This is a genomic window from Paraburkholderia phytofirmans (genome assembly GCF_046028095.1).
GTDB lineage: Bacteria > Pseudomonadota > Gammaproteobacteria > Burkholderiales > Burkholderiaceae > Paraburkholderia > Paraburkholderia phytofirmans_A.
This window is the reverse complement of record NZ_JAQQDJ010000004.1, coordinates 604,449-630,965: the sequence shown is the minus strand read 5'-3', so window position 1 is coordinate 630,965 and position 26,517 is coordinate 604,449. Positions and strand designations below refer to the sequence as shown.

The window sequence follows — 26,517 nt, the reverse complement described above, 5'->3', positions numbered from 1 at the left end:
AAATCATTAGAGAGAGAACAACAGTGCGCAAAATCGCAAGGATTATTGCCGCGGCGCTCGGACTCGCATTGGCGTTGGGTCTTGCCGGCTGCGGCGGGGGCGGCGGCGGCTCCAGCAACAACTCGACGGCTAACGCACCGGCTGCCGCCAGTGCGCCGACGGGCCCGGGCGGCACGTCGTCCAACCCCTCGACCGGTGACTCGAGCTCCAACGCGCTCGCCGTCGACGCGTCTGCCGTGCCCACACCCGTCGGTCCCGGCAATACGATGTTGGTGACGGTAAGCGGAACGGGCATTCACAACCAGCCGATGGTCAGCATCAAGCTTTGCGCCCCCGTGTCCAACGCGGGCACGAGTTGCACGACGATTCCCAATGTGATCGTCGATACAGCATCGTTCGGGCTGCGTCTAGTGCGCTCCGCGATTCCGACCTCCACCTTCAACGCGCTCACCGCCGAAACGGACCAATCGAGCGGCCTGCCGCTTGCTGAATGCGCATTGTTCGGCAGCGGCTATGCATGGGGTTCGGTGCATCTCGCGGACATCGGGCTGTCGAGCGAGATTGCTCCTTCGGTGCCGATCCAGGTGATCGGCGATTCGGCGCTGACCATTGCCGCGCCGAGCGAATGCCAGGTGGGCCGGCAACTCGCCGCCGCATCCGATCTCGGCGCGAACGGCATTCTCGGCATCGGCGTGAGCCCGGTGGACTGCGGCTCGCAGTGTGCGCTGACGGTGCTCTCGCAGTTCTATTACACCAATGCCGGCAACGCGGTCTCGGTGCCGGTCTCCAGGCAGATCAGCAATCCGGTCGCGCGTTTCGCGCAGGATAACAACGGTGTGATTCTGGAAATGGCGCAGGTGCCCGACAGCGGCAGCGCGACCGCTCAAGGCACGCTCGTGTTCGGCATCGACACGCAGGCCAATAACGTGCTGAACGGCACGGGCGCGCCGCTTCTCCGAACGGATCTGAACGGCGACTTCACGTCGTCATATGGCGGCTCGACGTTCACGCAAACGTTCTTCGATTCGGGCTCGACGGTGATGTTCTTTCCGGACACGACGATCGCTCGCGACACGTCTTCCGGCTACTACATTCCGAGCGCAACCGTGGGCCGTACCTCGACGCTGGCAGGGACGAATCCGACCAGCGTGTCGCTCGGTTTCAATATCGCGAATGGCGCGACGCTGACTTCGTCGGGGAATAACGCGTTCAATAATCTCGGGATCTACATGACCCGGCAGTTCGACTTCGGCTTGCCGTTCTTTTATGGCCGTCATGTGTATTACGGGATTTCGGGGCGTGCGTCGGCGGGGGGCGGGACGGGGCCGTATGTGGCTTATGTTTCGAGTTGAGTGACGGTCGTCCCGCCTGTGAATGACGCTCGATCCGTCATGCCGTGACAATGGCGCGGCATGACATGGCAATAAAACGAAACCCGGCCTGCGTGCCGGGTTTCGTCCTTTTCAGTAAATCCCCATCGCCCCTTCCACACTGCGCACCATCGAAACGAGCCGCGGCCCGATATCGCCTTCCAGTTGATTCTCCTTCAGCAGATAAGAAGGCACGCCGCAATTGAAGACGAGAATCTCGCCATCGGCTGACGGTTTCATCGGCACGGCGACGGCATGGATCTCGCGACGCAGGTCGCCGTAGGACACGCAAAAGCCTCGCTCGTAGAAATAGTCGATTGCGCTCAGCACGCGCTCGCGGAAGGTGCTCCATTCATGCGGCGACTTCACCGCGATTTCATTGCACAGCGCCTCGCGCCGCTCAGCGGGCAGCGCCGCAAGCAGCGCGCGGCCCATTGCCGTTCGCACGATCGGATAGCTCAGCCCGATATCCGCCGGCATTCCAAGCGGCGTACTGCTGCGGCTGCTTTCCAGATACACGACGTTGAGCCGGTCACGCATGCCGAGCGAAACTGAACCGCGAATCTGATCCGCCAGTTCCTTCATCGACGGCCGCGCGATCTGGCGCACGCTCATGCTCGCAAGCAGCGGATAACTCAGCGACAACACGGCCGAGCCGAGCTGAAACTTGTTATTCATCCGATTGACGCGCAGATAACCGAGCCGCGTGAGCGTGTAGGTAAAGCGTGAAATCGTCGCCTTGGTCATGCCGGTGCGCGCCGCCAGTTCGGCATTGCCGAGTTGCGATTCGCGCGGCGTGAAGCAATGCAAAATGTCGAGGCCGCGCGCCAGCGTGGTGGCGAACTGGCGGTCGCCGTCAAATTCGTCCGGCACGTAGCGCGCTTTCGATTCCAGGTAATCGCTGGCGAGCGCCGCCGCGTCGGACTGCTTGCTGTTGGCTGCCATCGCTTTGGCCTCTCTTCTCCATGATGGCCTATTCTGCGCTCCACGTTCTGCATATCCAAACTCTGTTCTGCATAGTCGAACAAATCGCTCCAACTGCCGGTAAACCTTCGATAGTGAAGTCACAAATCGACCTAGATAAGCGACTCACATGACGGAGACAAGCATGACCAGCCATTCCTCACACTTCGACGCGATGCTCGCGGGCGTCGCAAAGTTCGTCCGCGACGAAGCAATCCCGCGTGAGAACGAGATCGAACAGACGGACGCCGTACCGGCCGACCTCGTTCAACGCATGCGCGAACTCGGCTATTTCGGCTGGAGCATTCCGCGCGATTTCGGCGGCGCCGGGCTGTCGACCGAGCAGTTGGTGCGCGGCGCGTTTGAGCTTTCGCAGGCGTCGGTCGCATTTCGCGCTCGGGTGGGCACCAACACCGGCATCGGTTCAGAAGCACTGGTCGCCGACGGCACGGACAAGCAGAAACAGCGCTATCTGCCGCGGCTCGCGTCCGGCGAATTCACCGGCGCTTTCGCGCTGACCGAGGCCGATGCAGGCTCGGACGCCACGGCATTGCGCACCACGGCGCAGCGCGACGGCGATCATTACATTCTCGACGGCGGCAAGTGCTTCATCACCAATGCGCCGATTGCCGATCTGTTCACCGTGATGGCGCGAACCGACCCGGCCACGCCCGGCGCGGGCGGCATTTCCGCGTTTCTCGTCGAGCGCGGCACGCCGGGTCTTTCCACCAGTGCGCCTTACGCCAAGATGGGCCAGGCGGGCTCGCCGGTCGGCGACGTCATATTTGAAGGATGCCGCGTACCGGCAGCCAATCTGATCGGCGGCAAGGAAGGGATGGGTTTCCGCACCGCGATGAAAGTGCTGAACAAGCAGCGCATCCACCTCGCCGCGCTATGCACGGGACCGGCCATGCGCATGCTCGAAGAAGCGGTCGCCTACACCTCGCGGCGCGAGCAGTTCGGCAAGCCCGTGGCCGAGTTCCAGCTCGTGCAGGCGCTGATCGCCGAATGTCAGACTGAAATTTACGCCGCGCGCTCGATGATCCTCGAAACCGCGCGCAAGCGCGATGCCGGCGAGGACGTCGCGCTGGAGGCGTCGATGTGCAAGATGTTCGCCTCGGAAATGTGCGGCCGCGTCGCGGATCGCGCGGTGCAGATGCTCGGTGGACGCGGCTATCTGGCGGGCAACGCGGTCGAACGGTTTTACCGCGACGTCCGCGCCTTTCGCATCTATGAAGGCACCACGCAGATCCATCAATTGAACATCGCGAAGATCACGCTGCGGCGCGCCGCCGAACGAGATCAGGCGAAAGTTCGCGCCGACGCCGCGTGTGCGGCATGAGGACCGCCATGAACCCAGCAACCCATGACGCCGGCGCGCTCGATATCGGCCGGCTTGTCGATCCGCGCTCCATTGCGATCATTGGCGCGTCGAACGATCCGAAGTCGATCAGCGGCCAGCCGATGCGCTTTCTCATGCAGCACGGTTACCCGGGCACGCTCTATCCGGTGAATCCAAAATATGCGGAGATCGACGGCGTGGCGTGCCACGACAGCGTCGCCGCTTTGCCGTCCACGCCCGATCTCGCGCTGATCCTCGTCGCCGCGCGCCGCGTTCCGGACATGCTGCGTCAGTGCGGCGAAAAAGGCGTGGGCTTCGCCATCGTCTATAGCTCGGGTTTCGCCGAAGCTGGCGAAGCGGGCGCCGGGCTGCAGCGTGAATGCGCGGACATCGCGAAGGCGTACGGCATTCGCGTGATCGGACCGAACTGCCAGGGTTTCGTCAGTACGGGCGCAAATGTCTACGCCGGATTCGGCGCGCCCTTCGGCGTCGCTTATCGGCGCGGCGGCCTGTCGCTGATTTCGCAAAGCGGCGGCTTCGGTTGCGCGCTGCTGCTGATGGCCGACGAACTGGGCATCGGCTTGCGGCACTTCATCACGACTGGCAACGAGGCCGACGTCAGCCTGCTCGATCTCGTCGACGCGTGCATCGCCGATCCGCACACCTCGCTGATCGCGACGTACATCGAAGGTCTGAAAGACGCGCGACGGCTGGTCGACGTGGCGAACCGCGCGCTCGACGCGGGCAAACCGCTGCTCGCCTGGAAGGTCGGCAACACCGTCGATGGCGCCAGGGCCGCCGCGTCGCATACGGCGAATCTGGGCGGCGCCTCGGCGCTGTATCGCACGGCCTTCCGTCAGACAGGCGTGATCGAAGTGAGCGACGTCGCCGACCTCGGCGACTACGCCCGCGCATTCGAAGCCGGACGCCTGCCGCGCGGCAAGCGGATCGCGGTCGTCACGCTCTCGGGCGGCGCCGGCATTCTCATCACCGATGCCTGCGCTGAGCGCGGCATGTCGGTGCCCGCGTTGTCGGCAGCGACGCTCGAACGCCTCAAGCCGATCGTGCCCGCGTTCGCCTCGCTGAACAATCCGATCGACCTGACCGCGGGCATCCTCGCGGAGCCGAAAATTTTCGCGGATGCCTTGCAGATCATCGCCGACGATCCGAATATCGACGCCATCGCGATCATGGCCGCGGCAGCGAGCGGCGAAGTCGCGCAGGCAATGGCTACGGCGATCGTGCGCGTCTACGGCAGCATCGACAAGCCGCTGATGCTCGCCTGGAATGCGCGCCGCGACATGGCCCGCGAAGCGTACGAGACGATCGAGGCGCACGGTGTGCCTCTGTACGCGACGCCGGTTCGTTGCGGACGCGCTTTCGCCGCGTTGTCCGATTATGCGCAGGCGCGTCGCGCGCGGGCAGAGGCGCGCGATGCGATGCCGCGCGTGCTGCGTCGCTACGACGTCGAGCACGCCCATGCGTTGCTGGCCGCTAATCAGGGCAAGCATGGCGACCTGAACCTGACCGAACACGCTTCGCAAGCGCTGCTGCGCGACTACGGCATCGATGCCCCGAAAAGCGGGCTCGCGCAGAACCGTGACGAAGCATGCACGCTGGCGCGGGCAATCGGTTTTCCGCTGGTCATCAAGGTGCAGTCGCCGGACATCGCGCATAAGACCGAAGCCGACGCCGTGCGGGTCGGTATCCGCGATGAAGCGACGCTGGCCGCCGCGTTCGACGAAATCGTCGGGAACGCGCGCCGTCATGTACCTCACGCGAGGATCGAGGGCGTGCTGGTGCAGGAAGAAATCCGCGATGCGATCGAGATGATCGTGGGCATCGAAAACGACGCATCGTTCGGCCCGGCCGTCATGTGCGGGCTCGGCGGTATCTATGCCGAAGTGCTGAAGGACGTAAGCTTCCGGCTCGCACCGGTCACCCATGCGGACGCTCACGCGATGATTCGCGAGTTGCGCTCGTTCGCGATGCTCGACGGTGCGCGCGGCAAGCCGCCCGGCGATATCGAGGCGCTCGTGGAGACCATCGTCGCGCTATCCACGATGGCGCTCGATCAGCAGGCGAGCCTGCGAGAACTGGATATCAACCCGCTCTTCGTGCTGCCCGCGGGCAAAGGCGTGCGCGCCGGCGACGCTTTGGCGCGCCTGCTGCCGCGCGCTGCCGACTCGAACGGCGCTGCGGACCGCACCGGCGTGATGCACGAAAGCGAGCATTGCGCGCCGGCCGTGGTGGACGGATAGTGCAGCGGCGCCGGGCCGCTTTGAGATCGGGCGCCGCCGGGCCGCCGCATGACGCGCAACGCTATTGCGCGACATCTGGCAGCACGTAACGACAGACACGGCGGCGCTCACCGCAGTTGGCATTTTTCGCGCGAGACCATCATGCACGGCTATTCGCATTCAGACACATCGACATCCGACGACATCACGTCCGTCGACGTCGAACGCACTTATCGCAAGATCTTTTTCCGGCTGATTCCGTTGCTGTTTCTCTGCTACGTGATCAGCTATATCGACCGCGTCAACATCAGCTTCGCCAAGCTTCAGTTCATGCACGACCTCGGTTTTTCGGAGTCGACATATGGTCTGGGCGCGGGGCTTTTCTTCATCGGCTACGTGCTCTTTGAAGTGCCGAGCAATCTGTGGATGCAGCGTATCGGCGCACGCCGCACGCTTTTACGCATCATGTTCGCGTGGGGGCTGGTGTCGAGTCTGATGATGTTCGTGCGCACGCCGACACAGTTCTACGCCATGCGCTTCCTGCTCGGCGTGACTGAAGCGGGCTTCTTCCCCGGCATCATCTTTTATCTGGGCTGCTGGTTTCCAGGCGCGCGGCGCGCTCGCGTCACCGCCTTCCTGATGATGGCGACGGCGGTGGCCGGGATTGTCGGCGGCCCGATGTCGGGCTTCATCATGACGCGGCTGGCGGGCGTGGGCGGCTTGCCCGGCTGGCAGTGGCTGTTCCTGCTCGAAGGCGTGCCGGCCGTGACGCTCGGCATCGTCGCCTTCCTGATGCTCGGCGACAAGCCGGATGATGTGAACTGGCTCGACGAGCACGAGAAAGCGCTGGTCTCACGTGAACTCGCCGCCGACGAAAAGGCGAAACAGACCGGCCATCTCGACGGACTGCGCGGCGCGCTTGCCAACCCGCGCGTTTATCTCGCGGCGCTCGTCTACTTCGCGGTGATGATGCCGTTCAACGCGATCGGTTTCTGGGCGCCGACCATCATCCGCGATCTGGGCGTCGCCAGTGTGCTGGACGTGGGCCTGTTGTCGGCGCTGGTTTTTATCGCGGCGGCGCTTGGCACCTACGTCGTGGGCGCCAGCTCGGACCGGACCATGGAGCGGCGCTGGCACGTCGCGGTGAGCGCCTGCGTGACCGCGCTGGCGTTTGCCTTGCTGCCCGCCGCCGGCCATAACGTCACGCTCGGCGTCGGACTGCTGGCGCTTGCCGCAGCCGCGTCGTATGGGTCGTTCGTGGTGTTCTGGACGATTCCGCAAACCTTCCTGCCGCGCTCGTCGGCAGCGGGCGGTATTGCGATGATCACGAGTCTCGGCGGCACCGGCGGGTTCGTGAGTCCGGCGTTCGTCGGCTGGGTCAAGACGCAGACCGGCAGCGCGCAATATGGATTGATCGGACTGGCTGGCGTCTTGCTCGCGGGCGTCGTGCTGATGCTGGTGGTGTTTCCCGCGCCGGGCAGAAAGCTCGCAGTGAGTGGGACTGGCGGCAATGCGGCGGCACAGACCGGGCTCGGACAGACGAATCACTAAAAAGAGCAGTGTGGGGACGAAGGAAGTTGTGCCCACACGGCCCGACTGCAAAATGTCGTAAGTCTGTTGATCTTCTGGTCGCAACGCTGGCAACCTAGCGAATCCCCAACGCAGCCATGTTGCATGGGACCAGAGTAGCGCGCTAAAAGCGCCACCTCCGGTCGACACAGCGGAGACAACGGCAATGGAACCCTCCACCCACCCGCACGACGACGACCTCCAACGCTTCGAAGCCCACGGCGCCGCGCCGCTACCGGTCCCGGCCGAAGAAGGCTACGTCCAGCACGAAGGCGCGCGCATCTGGTACGCATCGTATGGCGCCGGCGCGCCGGTCATTCTGCTGCACGGTGGTCTCGGACACAGCGGCAATTGGGGCTACCAGGTTCCGGCGCTGCTCGACGCGGGGCGTCGCGTGGTGGTCGTCGACAGCCGCGGCCACGGTCGCAGCACCCGCGACGCGCGACCCTATCGCTACGAGCTGATGGCGTCCGACGTGCTGGCCGTCATGGACGCACTGCAACTCGAACGCGCCGCGCTGGTGGGCTGGAGCGACGGCGCCTGCATTGCGATGGTGTTGGGCGCGACCGCCCCTGAGCGCGTAGCGGGTGTGTTCTTCTTCGGCTGCAATATGGACCCGAGCGGCACCAAGCCGTTTGTGCCGACGCCCGCGATCGAGCGCTGCTTCAGCCGCCATGCCGAAGACTACGCGCAGCTATCGGCGACACCGGACGACTTCGAGGCATTCGTCGCCGCGGTCAGCACGATGATGAAAACCGAGCCCAACTACTCCGCCGACGATCTCGCAAAGGTTCGCGTGCCGGTCGCGATCGTGCAGAGCGAGCACGACGAGTTCATCAAGCCGGAACACGCCGACTATCTCGCCCGCAGCATTCCCGGCGCCGAATTGATCCTGCTGCCCGGCGTAAGCCATTTCGCACCGCTGCAACGGCCGGCGCAATTCAATCGCGTGGTGCTGGATTTCTTGCGGCGGATTGCGGGGTGACTGAGGGGTCGCACGAAACCCTCAATATTTCACGATGCGGAACGATCGCGCGCCTCGTAAAAAATCGTGGTGCGTGGCACAAATTCGGCATTTCGCAATGTCGCCCCGCGTTGCATATCGTGAAACAAAGACGATAAGCCTTTATTTATAAACACTAATTTTCTACGAAACGAAGCACTCAACAGCCACTTGCGCCGCCGCCTGCTGACGTAGACTCTTTTACAAGAGCCGGCGCTTCAGTAGTCGAGCGGAGTGGGAAGAGACAAAACACCGTCTGAAGAATCCCAACCTCTGAAACGAAGCCGCCACGGCACCGCGGTTTTTAAATGGCACTTGGGAGACTAAAAATGAAAGGCTTTCGCTTCGGTTCGAATCAGGGTGCTTTCTATATTTTGCCGGGCCAGGACGGTTGGGAAGCAACCTACGGCAACGAAACGCTCGGTGAATTTGCCAGCCCACAACAAGCAGCGGACGACCTCGCGCGCGGCTTGATCTGCCCGCATCTCTCTGAAGGCGACGACACGTCGACGCTCGAGATTCCAGAAAAACTCAGTGATTGGGAAATCGTTCACGTGTGATGGCCGGTATGGCCGTTATCCACGTTGGCGTAGAAACGACGATGGCGCTCGAAAGCGCCATCGTCATGTTTACCGCTTACTTTTGTGCAGCCTGCTGCGTCAGTGCCTTAAGCAATCGCGTCCACGATCTTGTTCAGCGTGGCGCTCGGGCGCATGGCCTTGCTCGTCAGTTCGACATTCGGACGATAGTAACCGCCGATATCCACCGGCTTGCCTTGTGCCGCAGCCAGTTCTTCCACGATCTTCGCTTCGTTCTCAGCCAGAGCCTTCGCCACGCCGGCGAACTGCGCCTGCAGCGCCGCGTCTTCGGTTTGCGCGGCCAGTGCTTCCGCCCAGTACAGCGCGAGGTAGAAGTGGCTGCCGCGGTTGTCGATGCCGCCAACCTTGCGCGCCGGCGACTTGTCGTTGTCGAGGAACTTGCCGGTTGCCTGATCCAGCGTCTTGGCCAGCACCTGCGCCTTCGGGTTGTGATAAGCGCTGCTCAAATGTTCGAGCGACGCGGCCAACGCCAGGAATTCACCGAGCGAATCCCAACGCAGGAAACCTTCTTCGACCAGTTGCTGAACGTGCTTCGGCGCCGAACCGCCCGCGCCGGTTTCGAACATGCCGCCACCGGCCATCAGCGGGACGATCGACAGCATCTTCGCGCTCGTGCCCAGTTCCATGATCGGGAACAGGTCGGTCAGGTAGTCGCGCAGCACGTTGCCGGTGACAGAGATCGTGTCCTTGCCGGCGCGAATGCGTTCGATCGAGAACCTGGTCGCCTCGACCGGCGTCATGACGCGAATGTCCAGACCGGTGGTGTCGTGGTTCTTCAGGTACTGCTCGACCTTCTTGATGATCTGGGCGTCGTGCGCGCGCGCCGCGTCGAGCCAGAACACGGCCGGCGTGTTGGTGGCGCGGGCGCGGTTGACCGCGAGCTTGACCCAGTCCTGAATCGGCGCGTCTTTGGTCTGGCACATACGGAAGATGTCGCCCGCTTCCACTTGCTGTTCGATCAGCACCGTGCCGGCTGCGTCCGTCACGCGAACCACGCCGTTTGCCGGGATCTGGAACGTCTTGTCGTGTGAGCCGTATTCTTCAGCCGCTTGCGCCATCAGACCGACGTTCGGCACCGTGCCCATCGTGACCGGATCGAACGCGCCGTGCTTCTTGCAGTCTTCGATCACTGCCTGATAAACGTCTGCGTAGCAGCGGTCCGGAATCACGGCCTTGGCGTCGTGCAGTGCGCCGTCCGCGCCCCACATCTTGCCCGACTCGCGGATCATGGCCGGCATGGACGCGTCGACGATCACGTCGCTCGGCACGTGCAGGCTGGTGATGCCCTTGTCCGAATTGACCATGGCCAGTTGCGGACGCTGTTCGTATTGCGCCTTGATGTCGGCTTCGATCGCCGCGACCGTTTCAGCCGGCAGGCCTTTCAGGCGCGCGTACAGATCGCCGATACCGTTGTTCGGGTTGAAGCCGGCTTGCGCCAGCGCGTCGGCGTGCTTGGTCAGCACGTCTTTGTAGAACACCGACACCACGTGACCGAAGATGATCGGATCCGACACCTTCATCATGGTGGCCTTCAGGTGCACCGAGAACAGCACGCCCTTGGCCTTCGCGTCGGCGATTTCCGCTTCGATGAAGCTGCGCAGCGCGTTCTTCGACAGCACCGAAGCGTCGATGATCTCGCCTGCCTGCACCGCTGTCTTTTCTTTAAGGACCGTCTTCGAGCCGTCGGCGGCCGTCAGTTCGATCTTCACCGAACCGGCTGCGCCGATCAGCGCCGATTTTTCGCTGCCGTAGAAATCACCGCCGCTCATATGCGCGACGTGCGACTTCGAGTCCGCGCTCCACGCGCCCATCTTGTGCGGATGCTTGCGTGCGTAGTTCTTGACCGACAGCGGCGCGCGACGGTCCGAATTGCCTTCGCGCAGCACCGGGTTGACCGCACTGCCCTTGATCTTGTCGTAGCGCGCCTTGACGTCTTTTTCGGCGTCGGTGTTCGCGACGTCCGGATACGCCGGCAGCTTGTAGCCCTGATCGCGCAGTTCCGTGATCGCGGCCTTCAGTTGCGGCACCGACGCGCTGATGTTCGGCAGCTTGATGACATTCGCTTCCGGACGCGTGCTGAGTCCACCCAGTTCCGCCAGATCGTCGGGACCCTTCTGTTCCGCGCTCAGGTAATCGGGGAATGCAGCGATGATCCGGCCGGCGAGCGAAATATCGCGCGTTTCGACGATTACGTCGGACGAGCGCGTGAACGCCTTCACGATCGGCAACAACGAGTAAGTCGCCAGAGCAGGCGCTTCGTCGGTCAGGGTGTAGATGATCTTCGGCGGTGTGGACATGTTTGGTGCTTTGCTAGGTGAAGTGTTAGACAGAGCGTTGGGCGGTGCCGACCAGCGCGTTGCGGCAGAACAACATTGCGGCGCGACGCACGGCACTACTTTCTACGGCCAAGCCGTGAGTATATGCGTGTTTTCCTCTACTCGCTGCTAAACAAACATATCCCGGAAACGTCGCCTACAGGGTCGAGCCCCGCCAGATAAGGCTTTGGGACGATTTAGCCTCGTCTTATGACAGATGTCTTATAGATGACTCATGACCCTCTACAAATATATTGTTAATGCGAATCAGATGCATTACCATTTGGACGCACCTGTGTTCTTACGTTTCGATTACTCCAACCACTCGCTTTCGATGAAGCCGTTTCGCACTTTTCCAGGTGCGCGACAGGCGTCACCCTGTCCAATTCGAACAACATGCAGAAATTCTTTGTCGCCGGCCGACCGGCGTTTGTGCGCGGCCAACGCCGCACTCCCTCGCTGCTGAGCGCGGGGCTTCTGGCCAGCGTCGGTTTGACGCTTTCCACGCTGTCGACTTCGGGCTGGGCGCAGGTCGCGGCCAGCGACGCCGCCGCGACGCTGCCTGCCGTGAGCGTCTCGGCGGCAAAAGACACCTCTGTGGCCCAGGCCGACACCGTCAGCGCGGGCGCGCTGGGTTCGCGCAAGCAGGTGGACACGCCGTTCTCGACCCACGTCGTGACGAGCGACGAAGCGCAGGACCTGTTCGCGACAACCGCCAACGATCTGTACAAGTACGATCCGGCGGTCTCGGTGATCAGCGACAACGGCATCAGCGAAAACTCGATGTTCACCGTGCGCGGCATGCCGATCGACACGCTGAACAGCATCAAGGTGGACGGCCAGACTTTCCCGTCATGGGATACCGACCTCTCGCTCGAGCCGTTCGAGCAGGTCGAATTGCTCAAGGGCCTGTCGGGCTTCATGTATGGCTTCGGCTCGCCGGGCGGCATCGTCAATTACGTGTTGAAGCGCCCCACCGACACGCCGTACCGCAGCGTCTCGGTCGGCTACAAGTCGGCCGGCGTGTTCAGCGAGGCGGTCGATCTGGGCGGCCGCTTCGGCAACGACGACCGTTTCGGCTATCGCCTGAACCTCGCCAACGAAAACGGCAACACCGCGGAAGACCACGGCCACGTGCGCCGCCAGGTCGCGTCGCTCGCATTCGACTTCCGCATCACGCCGGACCTGACGTGGAGCGCCGACGCGTTCTATCAGAAGCGCAGAACCAACGGCACGCTGTTCGGCTTGATGTTCGGCTCCGATGCCGGCGGCATTCCCGACGCGAGCAAAGTCACCCACGCGCTCACGCAACCGCAAAACTACTACGAGACCGAGATGGCCTCGTTCGGCACGGGCCTGGATTACCGCATCTCCGAAAACTGGCATGCGAGCATCAAGTACCGCTTCGCCAAGGAGAACCGCACCAATTCGGATAGCTTCCTGTTCGTCTCCGACGCCGCAGGCAACTACTCGAACACGCTCTACGCGGCCATGACGCGCTACTTCTATCAGAACGTCGACGGCATGGTGCAAGGCCATTTCAACACGGGCAGCATCAAGCACGACGTCGTGGTGGGCGCGGGCTTCCAGACGCAAACCAGCGAGTACAGCAACAGCACGGGTTGGAACGAAGGCTACTTCCTCGGCAACGGCAATCTGTACGCCAGTACCTTGCTGACCAACGACGAAGTCAGCATCGGTTCGGACCTGTACCGTCAGCAGCGCACCACGCAAGCCGCCGTGTACGCGAGCGATACCGTGCAACTCACGTCGCGTCTGTCGGCGCTGGTCGGCGTGCGCTACACGCAATATCAGCAGCACGTGTACGACCCGAGCGGCGCGGTGTCGTCGCAATATCAGGCGGACCCGGTCACGCCGACCTTCGCGCTGATGTTCAAGACCGATCCGTACTCCACGCTGTACGCGAGCTACGTGGAGTCGCTGGAACAGGGCGGTGCCGCGTCGAACACCAACCTCAACTACCCGGACACGTTCGGCCCGTTGCGCAGCAAGCAGTACGAAGTCGGCTTTAAAACCGATCACGCCAAGTGGGGCGCCAACCTCGCGTTGTTCCGCGTCGATCAAGGCTACAACTACACGAACGTCGACAACATCTTCGTGCAGGACGGCACCAAGCGCTATCAAGGCCTCGACGCGAGCGGCTGGCTCGCGCTCACGAGCGAATGGCGCGTGCTGGGCGGCGTGATGTGGCTCGACACGAAGGCCATGGACGTGAACGATCCGACCGTGGAAGGCAAGCGCATCTATGGCGCGCCGCGCTTCACCGTGACGGGCCGGATCGAATACAACCCGTCGTATCTGCGTCCGCTGACGCTGGCGTTCGGCGGCAAGTACGTCGGCAATCAGGCCGTCGACGCGCAGAACACGCAGTTCGTGCCGGCGTACACCACGTTCGATCTGAGCGGCCGGTATGAGACGAAAATCGCCGGCAAGGACGTGACGTTCCGCGCGGGTATCAACAATCTGTTCAACCGCCGTTACTGGACGACGGCCTGGGGCTACTACGTAGCGCCGTCGCCGACACGCACTGCGGTGGCCAGCGCAACGCTGCAGTTCTAAGCATCGCGTGAACGAGGGGCGCCCGCGACGGGCGCCCCGATCATGGCGGGAATCTCGGCGACCAGCGCATCGATCGCACAGCGCGTTTTCAGCGCCAGATAGCGACTTTTCGGCCACACCAGGTGAATCTCCTGAGCAGGCCGGAAACAATCTTCCATCACTGTCACCAGCTCGCCTGTTTTCTCATAACGGGCCAGTAGCCAACTCGGCAGCCACGCGAGGCCGAAGCCGGCGAGAGCGGCATCCACTATCCCCTTCATGTCGTCGAAACCGAGCTGCGGTTGAACCTGCGCACGGCGGATTTGCCCGTCGACATCGACCACATCCCACGGCTGCGCCGACCCTGCTCGCAAGTAGGCGATCACAGCGTGGCCGCGTAATTCCTCCACGTTGCGGGGCGTGCCATGACGTGCGAGATAAGCCGGCGCGGCGCCGATACTCGCATGCTGCATGCCGAGCTTGCGCGCCGCGAGACTCACGCTGTCGGCGAGCGGGCCCACGCGCACCACGAGATCGAAACCCTCTTCGATCACGTCGACGAAACGGTCGGTAATCGAAATGTCGATCTTCAATTGCGGATGCTTGCGCGCAAGTCCGAGCAGCACCGGCGCCACGCAGTAATGACCGAATGCCTGCGGCACACTCACGCGCAAACGGCCTTGGGGCTCGCGGCGTCCGGAGTCGAGATCCGCCTCCGCGGCTTCGAGCTCGGCCAGCGCACGCACACAGCGGTCGTAGTAAGCCTGGCCGTCTTCGGTGAGGCTCTGGCTGCGCGTCGTGCGATTGAGCAGGCGCACGCCGAGGCGCTTCTCCAGCCGCACGATCACTTTGCCTACCGCCGAGCGCGTCAGGTTCAGCCGCTCCGCCGCGAGCGCAAAACTGCCTGTTTCCACCACGCGCACGAACGTCGTCACACCGTCGAGGATGTCGCTCATCTGCTTACCCTATTGGTTCCCACGGAGACGCATTTCCGGGATTTTTACGCGTCAATAGGGACCTGAATTCCCCCTATATTACACAGTCCATGGTGGGCGAGCCCATCGACTAACGAGGTGAAATTCCATGTCCCATGACCCGATCGCGCCGCCACGTACTGAAGAACGGCTCGGCACAAGCGCAGCAGTTGAGCGTCAACAGACTTCGCGCGAAGCGCACCGTGCACGAACCGTTGCGAGCGACGAGACCCCGCAAGCCGCCACTTTCCTCTCGCTCCGCAAAAACACTTTGGCGTTGGGCGCGGTGTGCCTCGCGTCGCTGATGTTCGGCCTCGAAATCTCCAGCGTGCCGGTGATCCTGCCGACGCTCGAACGCGTGCTGCACGGCGACTTCAAAGGCATGCAGTGGATCATGAACGCCTACACGCTCGCGGTGACCACGGTGCTGATGGCGACCGGCACGCTGGCGGACCGCTTCGGCCGCAGGCGCATCTTCGTTATCGGCATCGCGCTGTTCGGCATCACCTCGCTGATCTGCGGACTCGCGCAAAGCGTGCCGACGCTGATCGTCGCGCGTCTGTTGCAAGGCGCGAGCGGCGGCGCCATGCTGATCTGCCAGGTGGCCGTGCTATCGCATCAGTTCAGCGACGGGCCGGAACGCGCTCGCGCATTCAGCGCGTGGGGCATCATCTTCGGTATCGGACTCGGCTTTGGGCCGATCATCGGCGGGGCCATCGCGGCGTTGTCGAGTTGGCAATGGGTCTTCTGGGTGCACGCGCTCCTCGCTGTCGTGACCTTGACGCTCGTTTTCAGCGGCGTGCAGGAATCGCGCGACCCGCATGCGCACACGCTCGACGTTGCCGGCATCGTCACGTTGTCGTTGGCGGTGTTCGGGCTCGTGTATTTCATCACGCAGGTTCCGGCGCTTGGTTTCAGCAATCCGCGTGCGCTCTTCATCATCGCGGCGACGTTGGTCGCCTCCGTGGCTTTTCTGTTTGCCGAGAAACTCAATGCGCGGCCCATGTTCGACTTTTCCGTGTTCAGGATTCCGCAGTTTTCCGGCGCACTGATGGGCTCGGCGGGCATGAACTTCAGCTTCTGGCCGTTCATGATCTATCTGCCGATCTATTTCCAGATCGGCCTCGGCTACGACAGCGTGAGCGCCGGACTGGCGCTGCTCGCTTACACGCTGCCGACGCTGCTGTTTCCGCCGCTCGGCGAACGTCTCGCACTGCGTTACGGCTCGGGAATCGCCATACCTGCCGGCCTGTTTACGATCGGCCTCGGCTTCATGCTGATGCGTTACGGCAGCGGCGCCGCGCATGCCAACCTATGGGCGCTCTTGCCAGGTTGCGTGATCGCGGGCGCGGGCCTCGGTCTCACCAATACGCCCGTCACCAATACGACGACCGCAGCGGTTCCCGCGGAACGCGCGGGCATGGCGTCGGGCATCGATATGAGCGCGCGGATGATTACGCTCGCGATCAACATCGCGTTGATGGGTGCGATTCTGGTCGGCGGAATTCTTGCCGGTTTGAAAGCGCGATTGCCGAAGACGCTCGAAACGGCAGCGCCGCTCGCCAGACTCGCCGAAAAGATCGCAGCGGGCGATGTCGAAGCGGTCAGAACGGGGATGCCCGCGCTGGCCCAAATCGACCCATCAGGAAGCGTCGTGCATGCCGCGTTGATGCAAGGCTTCGGCTGGGTGATGGTCTACGGCGGAGTCGGCGTGTGGGTGCTTGCCGCGCTCAGTTTCGTGATTTCCGGCAGCGCGTCGAGAAGGCTAAGCAGCGAGAAATGCGTGCCAGCGCAACAGCAGCAACAACCAACTCGATGCGACGCGTGTTAAGCAGCGCCTCTTCGACGGCGCCGTGCGCTAGCGAATAATTTCAGAGCGGCGCCCGCGCGCCGCTCCGCCGTTCACGCCTCGACTTGCACCTTTTGCCCCGCCATTATCGCGAGCCCTTCGTTCAGCGCCGGGAAAAGACTGCGATTGAAATTGTTCCAGCGCAGTTCGAGGATCGTATCGTCCTTATCGATTTCGGTGTTCAGCACGTCGTGAATCACTTCGCCCGAATCGATCCCATTGTCGACATAGTGAAACGATGCGCCCGTCAAATAGAGCGGTTCGACCGCCACGGTTTCCATCGTCTTCCAGTCGACCACCTTCTGGCCGCGCGCCCCGTAGAGCGCATCGAGCGTCGCATACGCGCCGCGCCGCTCGTACGGCGATTCGGCGCGCGTCACGCCCGGATGAATGTTCACGATCTTGCGATAGAACCGCGCACCCGGCCGAACCAGTTCGTCGAGAATGATCAGCAGCCCGTCGAGCACGACGATATCGGCCTTCAACTCCACCAGCGTATCGAGCAGATGCTTTTCGAAAGCGCTCTTGCCTGCCGGTCGTCCCGGCGCATCGAGCGGCTCACGCCGGTACGTCGATGGAATCGCGAGCAGCAGATCGTTGACCGGCTTGCCCTGCACACGCAGATTCGGCGGATAGAACCAGCGCTTGCCCGGCTCATAAGCGAAGCCGTATTCCTTCAGTTTCTCGCGATCCACGCTGGAGCCGGCGTCATCGTCGTAAATGACTTTTTCGAGCGAGTACTGATCGCCCAGTTCGGTGTCGTTGAGCGCCTCGACGAGCGACTCCAGCACCGACTTCATGTAGCGCGTGCCGCTCTTGTACGCAATGTCCTGTCCGGCTTTGTCGGCGGCTGCGTTTCTCAGCGACCAGATATAAACGAGTTTCTTCTTCGGCATAGTCGTTCCTATGTGTGTGTCATTGCCACATGCTTACCAGTCGTATTTGGCGGTTGCGATCAGCGTGCGTGGATTCCCATAGAAACAGGTATTCACAGACTGGCAACCGCTCACGAACCGGCGATTGAAAATATTCTGGCCGTTCACCGCAAAGCGCCAGTTGCGCGTTTCGTAATGAACCGCCGCGTCGTACACGGTGTAGCTCGGCACGTACAGCGAGTTGTCGGCGGCGCCCGCCGTGCCACTCTGATAGCGAATGCCCCCGCCGAAGCCGAGGCCTGCCAGCGGCCCGGCATGCCATGTCCAGTCGCCCCACAGCGACGCCATCTGGCGCGGCCGCGGAATATCCACCGGCCACTTGCCCAACGTGTCGTCGCCGGCCTTGATGTTCTTCACGTCCTGATACACGTACGCGGCGATCACCGAAAAGTTGCGCGTGACATTGCCCACGCCGCTCAACTCGATCCCGCGCGAACGCACCTCGCCGGTTTGCACGCTAGTGCTGCCGGTCGGGTCGATGGCGAAATCGGGCGTGACGACGTTGGTCTGGTTGATCTGATAAACCGCGGCGTTCAGCATCAGGTTCTTGCCGGCCGGCTGCCAGCGCAAACCGGCTTCGATCTGCTTGCCTTTAGTCGGCTCGGCAATGCCGCCGCCGGCAATCTTCACGCCCACCAGCGGATTGAACGACGTCGAGTAACTGATGTACGGCGACAATCCGTAATCGCCGAGATAGACGAGACCGACGCGCCCGGAGAACGCATGATCGTTCTGCTCGAGACGGCTGCCGCCAGCGATATCGTTCTGCGTGGTGTTGCTCCAATCCTGGCGCCCGCCGAGCGTCAGCACCCAGCGTTGCCACTTGATCTGGTCCTGCGCGTACACGCCGAACGCATTCATGGTCGACTTGATGTCGGTGCGTGGGAACGCGTCCGGTCCGCTGAAGATCGCGTTGGTGATCGGCGTATACACCGGGTTGTACATGTTCAGGCTCGGGCCAGTCGCCATCGATTCGCTATCGGTGGCCGACTGCCGGTTGTATTCGAACCCGAGCAGCACCGTGTGATCGAGCGGACCGGTGCCGAAGCGGGCCAGCGCCTGATTGTCGACATCGAAGCGGCTGTAGTTCATCTGGTACAGGCCCACGTAGCGCAGCAGCGACGCCTCGGTTGGATCGGCCGGATCGAGGCCGCCGCCGAATACCTGTCCCTGATCGAGCGAGAGATGCATCAAGCGCGTGTTCTGCCGGAACGTCCACACCGGATCGAACTTGTATTCGAACTGGTAGCCCACCGACCATTCCTTCTTGCGGTAGTGCGAGAACTCCGGATCGCCCGTATACAAATCTGGCGAAATCTTGCCGTTCGGATTCGGCAAGACCGTGCCCTGTGCAGGCAGAAAGTTATTCGACGCGTCGCCCCAATCCTGCAGATAGCTCGCCTCGACGGTCAACGACGTCTTCGCGTTCGGCTGCCATTTCACCGACGGCGCCAGCGCAACACGTTGCTCCGGATTCGGCCCGGTCTGCGAATTGCCATCGCGTCCCACGCCGAGGAAACGATAGGACAGCGTGCCGTCCTTATCGACCTTGTCGCCCACGTCGAATGCAATCTGCTTGCGCGCGTAGTCGCCCAGTTGCATTTCCACTTCGCGAATACGCTCGCCATTGGCGAGCTTGCTTTGCACGTCGATGATCGCGCCGGGGTCGCCCTGGCCGTACAGCACCGAGGTCGGACCACGCAGCACGGTGATGCTGTCGATCATGAACGGATCGACACGCCAGCTCGCGAGATTGAGTGTATTGGGCACCTGCAGGCCGTCGACGAACACGGTCGGCGTGAAACCGCGCAATACCGAATACCAGTCGGAGCGAATATCCGCGCCATAAGTTGAGAAGCCAGGAATGTAGCGCAGCGCCTCGTTGATGCTGGTCGCGCCGGTCTCCTCGATCTGCTGCGCCGTGACGACGTTGATGGTCTGCGGAATTTCCTTCAGCGGCGTGTCGGTCTTCGTGCCGGTACTGCTACGACGGGCAACGAGGCCCACCGTATCCTCGTTGCCCGCCGACGCCTTGACGCTGATCGAAGGCAGCGTATCGGCCGGCGTTAATTCCGGCTGGCTCGCATTGGAACTCTGTCGTGCATTGCCCTCGGTTTGCGCCGACTGCTGCGCGTGTGCGGTAGCGGCTGTCGCCGCATAAAACGCCACGCTAGCAGCAGCGGCGGTAGCATTCCGGCGCGTGCTGATTGCCCATTCCATCTCTCGATGCTCCAGGTTTTTAAGCGGCCAAAAAAGCCGCTTTTATTAAAGAGCGAAGGCCATGCGGCCCACGCTCGTTGCGTTTTCTTGTGCTTGTTGTGTCCGGTCGCCCGACCGGTCTTGCGATGCGTGGTGTGCGAGCGACGTGGCAATTTCGTCGGAACGCAGCGCGAGCACCGACAGCAGCGTGTCGGAGAGCCCATGAGTGTCTTCGCAGCAGCCTTGCAGATAAACGCGCGGCTTGAAGCTCGCCGGCGTGGCGAGCCGGTAATCGCGTTCGACGTTGCCTTGCGCAAGCGCATCGCCGAGATGCGGCGCGAGCCCGTCCAGCAGGTCGAAATGCGTGTCGCGGCGATAGCCCGTCGCGAGCACGAGCGCGTCGAATTGCTCGGCGCGCGCGTGGCCGCTCAGACGATCACGCAACGTGAGTTCGATCTGCCCGCCCGCGGTGCGCACGGCCGTTTCAATGCCGGTGTTCGCCAGCAGCCGGTGCCGCGGATCGGCGGATACGTTCTGCAGATAAAGCATTTCGTAGATCTGCTCGATCAGCGGACGGTCGACCACGGCATAGTTGGTGTCGCGAAAGCGCTCGATCAGCGAACGCCGGCCGTCGCGCGGCTGCGCGTAGACGATATCGGTAAAGGCGGGGTTGAAAATCTCGTTGACGAACGGGCTGTCGTCGGCGGGTTTCAGCGCGCTCGAGCGGATGACGAGGCTTGCATCGACGTGCGGGAAGCGGCGCGTCAGATCGACGAACACCTCGGCGGCGCTCTGTCCCGCGCCGATCACCGCCACGCGTTTTCGCGCGCCGTCCGCGGGTCCGACCGTACGGTCGATGGACGTGAGGTATTGCGACGAATGCACGATGTTGTGCGTGCCAAGCGCGGCAAATGCTTCCGGCACTTGCGGACCGCCGCCGATGCCGACCGACAGCGCCCGTGTCACGCGTTGCCACTCGCGGCCTTCGCTGTCGCGCGAGAAAACCCGCAGCGCTTCGACGTCGTTCGTATTCGCGGTGCTCCTGACCGCTTCGATGCCGGTCACGGTCTGGCCGTAGTTCACGCGATCGTCGAACGACGCCGCGACCCAGCTCAGGTAATCGTGGAACTCCACACGCGTCGGATAGAAGTTCTTCAGATTGACGAAATCCGCCAGACGTCCACGCTCGAACAGATAATTGATAAACGTAAAGCGGCTTTTCGGATCGCGCATGGTCACGAGATCCTTGAGGAAGGAAATCTGCATCCGGCAATCGTCGAGCAGCATGCCACGATGCCAGCCGAATTCCGGCTGACGTTCGATGAAGCAATGCGCCAGGTCCGACACGCCGGCCTCTTCGGCGAGGCGCACGGCAAGCGCGAGATTCGAAGGTCCGAAGCCGATTCCGATCAGATCAAATACGGTGTCTCTGTGCATGTCGCAGGTCCTTATCGGTGGAAGCCGGCGCGCCGCATGCGCGGGCCGGTGAAAAATCTTTCGTGATTGATGCGGTTTTATTGACTGCGTTTCTTGCCGGCTTTCTTTTTTGCCGGCGTCCTTACTGTTTCACGCGCCGTCCCGTAACTCGACGACGCTCGATCCCCGCGCAACAAGCCGTGCCCCAAGCTGTGCGAAAGTCGGCGCGGCGAACACGTCGGCGATTTCCAGCGCATAGCCGGCGGCTCGCGCGGCATCGACGAAGCGAACCACGTCGAATGAACTCGCGCCCGCTTCGAACAGGTCGTCGTGATGCGCGGGCGTGTTGCCTTCGAAGAGATTGCTCCAGACGCGTTCGAGCGCCTGTGCGAGTTGCGATGCTTCGTTGTGAGATGTCGCGCTCGCCTGCGCGCCGGCCGCGGCGCTCGCGGATTCCAATGCAAAGCGCGCGGCTGAAGCACCCAGCTGCTCATGCGGCGCATCGACGAACTGTTGCACCACATCCAGATAGTCGGCGGTCAACACCTCGACGAAACGGCCGTCCACCAGCTCGTTTGCATACGAGAAGGCGCCGGTCACGCGTCCGTCGGCATGCTCGACTACATCCAGTTCCAGTTCGAACACCACGCGGTGCCGCATGTCGTTGAAATCGTCGAGCGTGAGGCCGGCCCAGTCGCGCTCCGCTGTCCCGGCTGGTCGCAAGTAGTTGAACATCACCGAGAACAGCGGATTACCGGCTTCGGCGCGCGGGGCGCGCAATGCCGCGACCACCTCGGCGAAAGGCGTGTCAGCGTGCGCATAAGCAGCAAGTGCGGCGTCGCGGACTTCGGCCAGCAGCGTCGCGGGCGTGTCGGTTTTCGCGAGCCGCGTGCGCACGACAACCGCATTGATGAAGAGCCCGAGTGCGCGGCGCGCGGCCTCCCCGGTCAGTTCGCGCGTCGAGGCGAGCACGCCGACCGGTTGATCGGTTGCGCCGGTCGCGCGATAAAAGGCTAGGTTCAGCGCGGCATGCAGCAGCATGGGCAAGGTGGCGTGAACTTCGAGCGCCATCGAGCGGGCGCGGCGCACGAGCGCGGGGCTGAATTCAAACGCGAGACGGCCGCAACTCCAACTCGGCGACACAGCACGGCCCGACGACGGCGACGGCAGTACGTGCGACGGTGCGTCGGCCAATGCATCGCGCCAGAACGACAGGCGCGCTCGCGGCGCGGCGACCGGCAAGACCAGTTCGTTGTGAGAAGCCGAACCCAATACCGAAGCTCTCGGCGACGCGCCGCGCACGATCGCCACATACGTGGTGCGCACGTCATCGAGCCATAGATCGATCGACTGGCCGTCCGACACGATGTGATGCACGACCAGCGACAACACATGATCATGCTCGGCAAGACGCAATAAGCGCGCACGCCAGAGCGGCGCATCGTCGAGCAGATGGAATGGCGTGAGCGCGTCTTCGTCGGTCAGCGCAACAGCGGCGCTCTCGCGGGCGCTGGCCAAAGGATCGCCCGACAGATCGACAACGGGCAGGTCGAACGGCGCCGGCTCGGCCACGCGTTGACCCGGCAACTGCCCGTCGCGTTCAACGAGCCGCACACGCAGCGCCGGATGTCGTGCGGCCGCTTGAGCAAACGCTTCGCGCAACGCATCGACATCGAGCGCGCCACGCAAACGCAGCGCGACAGGAATGTTGTACGCCGCGCTGTCCGGTTGCGAGCGCCACAAAAACCACAAGCTCAATTGCGCAGAAGAAAGCGGCAGAACGCCGTTCGCGTCCGCTATCGGTTGTGAATTCGAAGGGCCACTCGAAGCGTCATTGCCCGCATCGGCCAGCGCTTCGCTGCGTGCCGACGCCAGCACCCGTTGCGCGTATTGCGCGAGCGTCGGTGCTTCGAAAAGCGTGCGCACCGGCACATCACGTGCGAGGCGCTCGGCCACGCGCGTCGCAACCCGGACCGCCGCGAGCGAATGCCCGCCGAGTTCGAAGAAATGATCGGCGCGCCCGACGCGCTCCACGCCCAGCACTTCGCGGAAGATCTGCGCAAGCGCGGTTTCGAGCCCCGCTGCGGGCGCCTGATAGGCCCGTGCGACCCGCTGCGGCTCCGGCAATGCAGCGCGGTCCACCTTGCTGTTGGCATTGCGCGGCAACGCGTCGAGCACGACGATATGCGCGGGCACCATGTAATCCGGCAGCGTATGACGCAGATGCGCGTCGAGCTCCGCCGCATCCGCGCGTGTGCTGCGCTCACGCGCCTCGGCGCTCAATTCGACATACGCGACCAGCGCCGCTTGCGCCCCCTTGCCATGCACGATCGCCACGGCTTCGCGCACATCGTCGTGCGCGGCGAGTTGCGCTTCGATCTCTCCCAGTTCGATCCGCAAGCCACGCAGCTTCACCTGATGATCGACGCGGCCGATAAAGTCGAACACGCCGTCCGCGCGTCGCTTGACGAGGTCGCCCGTGCGATAGAGCCGTGCGCCCGGCGCACCGAACGGATCCGGTACGAAGCGCTCGGCCGTGAGCGCCGGCCGGTCGAGATAACCGCGCGCGACACCCACGCCCTCGCCGCCCAGATACAACTCGCCGATCACGCCGACCGGCAGCGGATTCAGGCGTGCATCGAGCACATGCGCCGAACGCGCACCAACCAGCGTGCCGATCGGCAAATAGGCGCTGTCCGCGAGCTTCGCCGTGTCGTCGGTCGGATAGAACATCCACAGCATCGGCGTGATGACGGTTTCGGTCGGCCCGTATCCGTTGACGATGCGCGCATTCGGAAACGCCCGGCGCATCAGCGCGAACGCTTCGCGCGAGGTGGCTTCACCGCCCACCGTCAGCGAACGCAAACTCGGCGGCGCACCGTGCGCGAGCGCCCATTCGGCCAGTTGCGTCGCGCAACCGGGCGGCACGTAGGTCATGGTCACGCCTTCGCGCACCATCATCCGACAGGTTTGCGCGGGCGGCCACAGCGTGTCCGCCGTAATCGCCACGGCCGCGCCGGACATGTACTGTGAAAACCAGCCTTCATGCGCGCCGTCGAAATTGACCGACTGGAACAGCAGGAACACGTCACGCTCGCCCGCACCGTAGCGCTCCGCAATCGCCGCGCAATGCAGCGCAAACGAACCGTGATCGACCACGACGCCCTTCGGTTTTCCCGTCGAGCCGGATGTATAAATCACATACGCCGCCTGATGCGGGTATACGCGCGGCAACTCGACATCCGCTGCCGAGGGTTCGTCGGCCTGCGGTTCCTCGTCGATCAGCCACAAACGCAAACGGTCCGACGCCGGCAACGCAGCGAGACTCGCGCGTTCCGTGATGACATGCGTGATCTGCGCATCGTCGAGAATCTGCGCGAGACGCTCACGCGGGTGGCTCGGGTCGAGCGGAACGAACGCGCCGCCCGACTTCAGCGCCGCGATCAAACCGACCAGCAGATCCACCGAGCGGCTCAGCGCGACGCCAACCCGCATCTCCGCACTCACGCCTGCTGCGACGAGGCGTTGCGCCAAACGCGCGGCTCGCGCATCCACTTCGCCGCGCGTGAGCGAGCGGTTCGTATCCGCGACGCCACGAGCATCGGGCCTCGCGCTGGCGTGGTCGGCCACGCGCTGATGCACCGGCCTGAATACTGTTTCAGAAGGGAGCGCGTTGCTATTCCATGCGTCGAGTTGTGCGCGTTCCGTTTGCGGCAGCCATTGCAAATCTGCGATCGCGATCTCAGGCGTTGAAGTCGCATTGGACAGCAACTCATTGAATCGCGCAGCGAGGCGCTCTATCGAATCGGCGTCGAACAGATCGAGCGCGTAGATAAAGTACGCATCGATCGAATCGTCGTCCCGTTCCTCGAAGCTCAGCGTCAAGTCGAACTTGGCGAACGGCGCACCCGAAGGCAACTCCGTCATGCGCACTTGCGCGAGCGAAGGCAAACGGCGCCGCGCACCATAAGCGGCCATCACCTGGAACAACGGATGATGACTCGCGCTGCGCACCACGCCGAGCGCTTCGACCACCTGTTCGAACGGCACGTCCTGATGCGACTGGGCGTCGATCAGCGTTTGCTGCGTCACGCCGACCAACGCGGCGAATGGCTGCGTCGCGGGAACCGGCGTGGCAAGCGTGAGCGTGTTCACGAAGAAGCCGACGAGACCGGCCACTTCGCCGCGCTCGCGATTGGCCGCCGGAACGCCGATCTGAATCTGCGTTTCACCCGACGAGCGCGCGAGCAACGCGCTCAATGCCGCCAGCAATACGGCAAACGGCGTCGCGCGCTGCGCATTGGCCAGTGTCTTCACTTGCGCCACGAGCGCGGCATCGAGGACGAAGCGATGCCGTGCGCCGCGCGCGCTGCGCTGCGCCGGACGCGGCGCAGCGCCCGGCAACATCAGCACGTCGCGATTTGCCTCCAGCCGCTCGCGCCAGAACGCCAACTGACGTTCGCGTTCACCCGCGTCGAGCCAACGGCGCTGCCACAGCGCGAAGTCGGCGTATTGAATCGGCAACGGCGCGAGCGATACCGCTTCGCACTTCGCATACGCGCGATAGAACGATGCCAGTTCCGCCAATATCACGTCCGCGGACCAACCGTCGGAGACGATGTGATGCGTCGTCAACGCGAGCCAGTGCGTGTTCGTATCGAGACGGATCAGATGCGCGCGCATCAGCGGACCGAGCGATAGATCGAAGGACTTCGCTTCGTCCGCGCGCGCAATGTCCGCGGCACGCTTCTCGCGCTGATCGGCGGGCCACGCGCTCACGTCGCTCGCGTGCCACGGGCAGCGCGACGGCGCGTGCACCGTCTGCAACACGCCGTCGCCGCTTTCGGTGAAAGTAGTGCGCAACGCTTCGTGGCGCGCTATCAGCGCGTCACACGAAAGACGCAGCGCGTTGGCATCGAGCGCGCCGTCCAGGCGCAGCCGTTCGGTGATGTGATATGCGGCCGGTTCGTCGATCATCCGCGCATGCAGCCACAGACGCGTTTGCGCGAACGAAGCCGGCACGCTCGCGGTGCGCTCGGCGCGCGGCGGAATCGGCAGCACGCGAAAGTCGATGCCGGCGGCGTCGAGCTTCGTGAGGAAGGCCTTGCGCTGCGCATCCGGCAAAAGCGCAAAGCGTGACGCGAGGGACAGCAGATCCGGTTTGGCAGTGGTCATGCTAATTGG

The 26,517-nt window shown here is 63.2% G+C and carries 15 protein-coding genes; 8 read left to right on the top strand and 7 right to left on the bottom strand.

What is annotated here, in order from left to right; translation table 11 throughout:
- The first annotated feature begins 23 nt into the window (after window positions 1-23).
- The gene (locus PQR54_RS15445) at window positions 24-1,352 is read left to right on the top strand and encodes a DUF3443 domain-containing protein (protein WP_408247008.1); all 1,329 of its coding nucleotides are present in this window, start codon (window positions 24-26) and stop codon (window positions 1,350-1,352) included.
- Window positions 1,353-1,463: 111 nt separating this feature from the next.
- On the opposite strand, the gene PQR54_RS15440 is transcribed toward PQR54_RS15445, so the two are convergent.
- Complete coding sequence (locus PQR54_RS15440) at window positions 1,464-2,315, bottom strand: IclR family transcriptional regulator (protein WP_408247006.1); 852 nt, start codon at window positions 2,313-2,315, stop codon at window positions 1,464-1,466.
- Window positions 2,316-2,478: 163 nt separating this feature from the next.
- On the opposite strand from PQR54_RS15440, the gene PQR54_RS15435 reads away from it, so the two are divergent.
- From PQR54_RS15435 to PQR54_RS15415, 5 genes are all read left to right on the top strand, one after another.
- Window positions 2,479-3,675 (top strand): acyl-CoA dehydrogenase family protein, encoded by a 1,197-nt coding sequence (locus PQR54_RS15435; protein WP_408247004.1) that lies wholly within the window; start codon window positions 2,479-2,481, stop codon window positions 3,673-3,675.
- Window positions 3,676-3,683: 8 nt separating this feature from the next.
- A complete protein-coding gene (locus tag PQR54_RS15430) occupies window positions 3,684-5,936 on the top strand; it encodes an acetate--CoA ligase family protein (protein WP_408247002.1) in 2,253 nt (750 codons plus the stop codon).
- 141 nt (window positions 5,937-6,077) lie between these two features.
- Window positions 6,078-7,466 (top strand): MFS transporter, encoded by a 1,389-nt coding sequence (locus PQR54_RS15425; RefSeq protein WP_408247000.1) that lies wholly within the window; start codon window positions 6,078-6,080, stop codon window positions 7,464-7,466.
- Window positions 7,467-7,650: 184 nt separating this feature from the next.
- Window positions 7,651-8,469, top strand: a complete 819-nt coding sequence (locus PQR54_RS15420; protein WP_408246998.1) for an alpha/beta fold hydrolase — start codon at window positions 7,651-7,653, stop codon at window positions 8,467-8,469.
- Window positions 8,470-8,816: 347 nt separating this feature from the next.
- Window positions 8,817-9,047 carry a hypothetical protein gene (locus PQR54_RS15415; RefSeq protein WP_106300262.1) on the top strand — a complete coding sequence of 77 codons (231 nt, stop codon included), beginning with the start codon at window positions 8,817-8,819 and terminating at the stop codon, window positions 9,045-9,047.
- A gap of 107 nt (window positions 9,048-9,154) precedes the next feature.
- Here the strand turns inward: PQR54_RS15415 and PQR54_RS15410 are convergent, their stop codons facing one another.
- The gene (locus tag PQR54_RS15410) at window positions 9,155-11,383 is read right to left on the bottom strand and encodes an NADP-dependent isocitrate dehydrogenase (protein ID WP_408246996.1); all 2,229 of its coding nucleotides are present in this window, start codon (window positions 11,381-11,383) and stop codon (window positions 9,155-9,157) included.
- Window positions 11,384-11,797: 414 nt separating this feature from the next.
- Here PQR54_RS15410 and PQR54_RS15405 point away from each other — a divergent pair, with 414 nt between their 5' ends.
- The gene (locus PQR54_RS15405) at window positions 11,798-13,981 is read left to right on the top strand and encodes a TonB-dependent siderophore receptor (protein ID WP_408246994.1); all 2,184 of its coding nucleotides are present in this window, start codon (window positions 11,798-11,800) and stop codon (window positions 13,979-13,981) included.
- Here the strand turns inward: PQR54_RS15405 and PQR54_RS15400 are convergent.
- A complete protein-coding gene (locus tag PQR54_RS15400; RefSeq protein WP_408246992.1) occupies window positions 13,978-14,916 on the bottom strand; it encodes a LysR family transcriptional regulator in 939 nt (312 codons plus the stop codon). The two genes, PQR54_RS15405 and PQR54_RS15400, sit on opposite strands and share 4 nt — an antisense overlap.
- Window positions 14,917-15,043: 127 nt before the next feature.
- On the opposite strand from PQR54_RS15400, the gene PQR54_RS15395 reads away from it, so the two are divergent.
- A complete protein-coding gene (locus PQR54_RS15395; RefSeq protein ID WP_408246990.1) occupies window positions 15,044-16,765 on the top strand; it encodes an MFS transporter in 1,722 nt (573 codons plus the stop codon).
- Window positions 16,766-16,836: 71 nt separating this feature from the next.
- Here the strand turns inward: PQR54_RS15395 and PQR54_RS15390 are convergent, their stop codons facing one another.
- The 4 genes from PQR54_RS15390 to PQR54_RS15375 all read right to left on the bottom strand — a co-directional run bounded on the left by PQR54_RS15390 (window position 16,837) and on the right by PQR54_RS15375 (window position 26,508).
- Window positions 16,837-17,679 (bottom strand): formyltransferase family protein, encoded by an 843-nt coding sequence (locus PQR54_RS15390; RefSeq protein ID WP_408246988.1) that lies wholly within the window; start codon window positions 17,677-17,679, stop codon window positions 16,837-16,839.
- Window positions 17,680-17,712: 33 nt separating this feature from the next.
- Window positions 17,713-19,938: a TonB-dependent siderophore receptor gene (locus PQR54_RS15385; protein WP_408246986.1), complete on the bottom strand. Its 2,226-nt coding sequence runs from the start codon at window positions 19,936-19,938 to the stop codon at window positions 17,713-17,715.
- A 45-nt stretch (window positions 19,939-19,983) separates the two neighbouring features.
- Entirely contained in the window at window positions 19,984-21,354 is a 1,371-nt protein-coding gene (locus PQR54_RS15380; protein WP_408246985.1) for a lysine N(6)-hydroxylase/L-ornithine N(5)-oxygenase family protein, read from the bottom strand.
- 129 nt (window positions 21,355-21,483) lie between these two features.
- Complete coding sequence (locus tag PQR54_RS15375; protein WP_408246984.1) at window positions 21,484-26,508, bottom strand: non-ribosomal peptide synthetase; 5,025 nt, start codon at window positions 26,506-26,508, stop codon at window positions 21,484-21,486.
- Window positions 26,509-26,517 lie beyond the last annotated feature (9 nt).